The organism is Paenibacillus sp. 01T422, from assembly GCF_056398785.1.
The window spans coordinates 1-4,392 of sequence record NZ_JBFTQB010000549.1 but is presented as its reverse complement, the minus strand read 5'-3'; the positions used below and the strand labels follow the sequence as shown (position 1 = coordinate 4,392).

At 45.4% G+C, this 4,392-nt stretch carries 4 protein-coding genes; 3 read left to right on the top strand and 1 reads right to left on the bottom strand.

Annotation, left to right across the window (positions count from 1 at the left end; genetic code table 11):
- The 3 genes from AC1DUA_RS25545 to AC1DUA_RS25535 form a co-directional block, all read left to right on the top strand.
- The coding region (locus tag AC1DUA_RS25545) for an S-layer homology domain-containing protein (protein WP_477502442.1) at positions 1-823 on the top strand (823 nt) is incomplete at its 5' end.
- A gap of 199 nt (positions 824-1,022) precedes the next feature.
- Positions 1,023-2,174: a S1C family serine protease gene (locus AC1DUA_RS25540; protein WP_477502441.1), complete on the top strand. Its 1,152-nt coding sequence runs from the start codon at positions 1,023-1,025 to the stop codon at positions 2,172-2,174.
- Positions 2,175-2,190: 16 nt separating this feature from the next.
- Positions 2,191-4,101 (top strand): stalk domain-containing protein, encoded by a 1,911-nt coding sequence (locus AC1DUA_RS25535; RefSeq protein ID WP_477502440.1) that lies wholly within the window; start codon positions 2,191-2,193, stop codon positions 4,099-4,101.
- Between the two features lie 60 nt (positions 4,102-4,161).
- Here the strand turns inward: AC1DUA_RS25535 and AC1DUA_RS25530 are convergent.
- Positions 4,162-4,392 (bottom strand): hypothetical protein (locus AC1DUA_RS25530; protein ID WP_477502439.1); only part of this gene is annotated, 231 nt, incomplete at its 5' end.

Here is a 4,392-nt window from a genome sequence, read left to right as displayed (position 1 = left end):
ATTAAAGCCCGTCCAAGTGACGGAATTGCCTTCCATGAAATCCATACATGCAGGCTCTTACCATAGTCTAGCGATTGCCAATGACGGAAGTGTTTGGGCATGGGGGCAAAACCTTTTTGGACAAATAGGCGATGGTACCAAGAGCAATCAGACTAAGCCGGTACAGCTTAAAGGGATTGCCAAAGCAGAAGAAGCTGCCGCAGGCGGGACTCATAGCGTAGTGAAAGGAACAGATGGCACCATCTGGACATGGGGCGGCAACTACACAGGCCAACTGGGGAGCAATTCCTTAGTGAATCGCAATCAACCAGCTGTTGTTACTGGTCTAAGCGCTTCTTTCAACGACTTGGAAGGCCACTGGGCGAAGGAAAATATTCTTCAAGCAGCGGAAAAAGGGCTTGTGAATGGTTATAGCGACGGCAGCTTCCTTCCTGATCGCGTCATTACAAGAGGTGAATTTCTGAAGCTTGCCGTTACGGCCATGCACGTGCCTGTCGCTTCAGAGAACACAGGCGGAGCCTGGTATCAACCTTATATCGACGCTGTACAAAAGGCGGGAATTCTGCAAAACGGGGATTTGCAACAAGGCTGGGATCTTCCTATTACACGTCAGGAGATCGCCACAGTTGCGCTCCGTGCCGTAAGCCCGGATTTGCAAAAAGCAAATACGGTCATTGATCCGAACTTTGTGATGAGCGAAGCCGTCAACAAAGGAATTATACAAGGTTTAAGCGGCGGAAGCCTGGAGCCGAATGAGGCATCGACACGAGCGCAAGCGGTAGTTATCGTCGAGCGTATCGGAAACGCTCTGCAAGGCAAGTGATCCTAACCATTTAGGAAAATGATCGTAAAAAAGGTACAGTTGGAACTCTGAGAGTGAGGCTTACTCTAGTGAACCAACTGTATTTTTTCATGTTGCAAAATAAAGATTAGTAGAAAGATTTTCCACCTACCCTGCTTTCCATATTTATGTATAATAGGAAGGGGGATATTTACCATAAACTAGTTAGGGAGAGATTTATTTGAAACAGCAGAATCGCTATGTAATATCCACCTTACTAGCACTCGCCCTTTGTGGAGGGAACGGGCAGGTATTCGCAGCCGGGGCCACGAATGGCGGGGAGACAGCCAGTGTGACGCATTGGCAAACGAAGGAGCTGGACGGTGAGGTCTATGTGAAGGCGTCCGACGTTGTCAAAACGCTAGGAGGCAGCGGGGACTACAAGGCTGAAGCGAACGACTTTACCTATGCATCAGGATCTCGTGTAACAGATGTAGTAAAAAAGGTTTCACCATCCATAGTCGGAATTATTGGTAAGCCGATGAGTGGGAGTCAAGCTTCATCGGAGAACCGTTTTAATTTAGCACATGGCACTGGAATTATCGTTCAATCGGATGGACTCATTGTTACCAATGCACATGTCGTCGAAGACATGAAGCAGATTATTGTTGTGACCTCAGACGGGAAGCAATATGCGGGAAAAACGATTCATCTGGATGAAGAAAGCGATTTGGCGGTCGTTCAGATTGACGCCAAAAACCTACCGGCAGCAACTTTTGCCAAAAGCAGCAACGTTGAGGTCGGTGAGCTTGTTGTTGCGATCGGCACGCCTATTACTTTCGCGCTTCGCAACTCAGTTACCTACGGCGTGATTAGCGGGACTGATCGCTCCTTGCATTCTACGTATCGACTACTCCAAACGGATGCGGCTATCAATCCAGGCAATAGCGGCGGTGCATTGGTTAATCTGCAAGGCGAGGTAATYGGCATTAATTCGTTGAAGTTATCTGCGGCAGGTATCGATGGACTTGGATTCGCTATTCCTTCAGACACCGTACAATACATATTGGATCAGTTTTTAAAGTATGGGAAAGTCAAACGTCCTGCGCTTGGCCTGGAAGTAGAGGAGAGCTGGGCAGCTGTTGTCGGGCTTCCTACGGATGAGCCGCTTAAGGTTTCGCGCGTAGATCCACATACATCCGCTTCTGATGCAGGGATTAAAGAAGGTGATGTTCTGTACTCGGTGAATAATTCCAATGTGAAAACGCTGGTTGATTTGAATGAGCTTTTGAAACAATACTTACCCGGAGACAAAGTTACTTTGACTCTGCAATCTAACGGAGACATTATCCAAAAAGAAATAACATTGCTGGATGCTGCCCAAACCCAATAAACTTGGAAGGTGAACAATGACTAAATTACGCTCTACCTACTTGATTTTACTTGCATTTATACTAATTATGATTCAACCGCTGAGTGCCTTTGCTGCCGATTCCGAAACGAAAGACCAATCGGTACATATTCAATTGAAGCTTGGAGAAGATCATATTACCATTAACGATCAAACCACTTCTGTTGAAACCCCTTATGCGAACAATGGGGTGACGCTTGTACCTTTGCGAGTTATTACTTCGGCCTTCGGGGCAGCCTTAAGTTGGGCTTCTGAAACGCAAACGGTAGGACTCACCTATAATGGCACATCGATTTCGTTACAAATCGGCAGCACGACAGCAACAGTCAACGGCAAAGAGGAACAGATTGAAGTTGCGCCTGAGTTGAAGAATGGTACGACCATGGTACCTCTCCGCTTCATTTCGGAAAAGTTCGGAGCTAGCGTAAAGTTTGATGAAGCGACTTCAACGATTACTATTTCTAGCACGCGCGCTGCGGGCACGGATGCGGAAGGCATTGATTCCGATCTAGGAAAAACGCATATTGGCAACAGCTATTATGGTTGGTCAATGAAATATCCGACGGGTCTGGTGAAGAGTTATCAGAGCTTTAAGGAGGATTACGTTTCATTCGATGATGCGAATGGAGAGTACCACATTAACGTATCGGTGAAGACCGATATGACCGAGAATATGTCGGAGGATGCTCTGCTGGACTTGCTAGTGGATCAAACGGATGATGAACCGCTATTAGAGAAGAAATATGTTTCAAGCGGTACACGTCCATATGCGCTGCTTAAATCCAAGTATGATGGTGAACTCTATGAATATCGCGCCTATCAAAGCGGCGACAAAGTGTATATCCTAATTTTCACGATTAACAAGGAAGAAACGGATAAAGTCGTAACGAAACACAACGCTTATCAGGATCTATTGAACAGCTTCCAATTGTCATTCGATACAAGTGTTAAAACCTTGAAAGATCTATCGACAGTCAAAGATGGATTACGCATGTATACGGATGAGACGTACGGGATTTCCATCAAGATCCCAGCCGAGTGGTCGAAATCCGGTAGCAACAGCGAAATGATTCAATTTATTGATCCGAAGAAAAAAAGAAGTATCGGTTATAAAGTGACTTCGAAGTCGGACAACGATACGCTGCAAAAATGGTCTGATCGCGACGGTGAGAATTATACGCAGTTGTACGCTCCAGCGTATAGAAAAATGGAAGCTGCACGAAGCATTGTCGTTGACGGGAATCAGGCACTTGTGGCGCGAACGTCGAATACATTTGACACGCGTATTTGGGATTCAACTGAGAACGTGCACCTTATCAAAGGAGCTTATAAGTATTATATAGTGATTGATTTTAACAATAAGGATGATCTTTCCGATAGCTTCATTCAATCCACTTTGCAATCGATTAAAATCGGTAAACCTTCCAGTTCGATCGGGACAATTAAAGACAGTTCGGAAAACCTGGACCGCTCGAAAACGAGTGTAGTGAAGAATAAGAACTACAACTACACAATTTCAATTCCTGATTATTGGAAGCTTAATGCAGCTCAAAGCAAAAATGGGAATCTGGAGTATAACTTCGGGATGGGACATTTTCTTTTTCTCCCCAATGATGCGGAGCTGTCTAGCTTAAGCACCCAAGAGATTGTCAATCAGATTAAGGAAAAACTTCGCTCCCAGTATGGCGAAACTGATCTCAAAGAGACAGCAAACCGGACGGAAACGGTTAACGGTGTTCAAGCGGTTTGGCTAGAATGGGAGTTTAAGAACGTCGTAACGACAATGTGCCTATTTCAAAAGGAAGGTAGCAATTATCTGTTCATGTCCTCTTTCCCGAAGGCGCTTCAAACGGAGTTCTTGCAAAAACAAATTACGGATACGATCAAATCATTCCAAACAACGAAATAATGCACCAAAAGAAGCCGGAGGCCATCTCCGGCTTTTTTGGTGCATCTTTTATGCCGACAATTAGATATCGTCCGTCAAGACAAGCGTATCCCCGTTGACTGTGCCCTTCAGCTTCAACAAAGAAATATTAATGTAGACTGTGCCATCATAGGTAAAAGATCCAGTTCCTTTGGAATATTGGCTATGGGTAGCAAATGATCCGACAAGCTGACCAGCATAGTTCAGCTGCAGCATAGGTTCTCCCCAGCTAATCGTATAGAAGCTGCTTAAGGTCGAGAGGGAGACATAACG

Coding starts and splice junctions, on each gene's coding strand:
- AC1DUA_RS25535 (WP_477502440.1), top strand. CDS start 2,191: ATGACTAAATTACGCTCTACCTACTTGATTTTACTTGCATTTATACTA.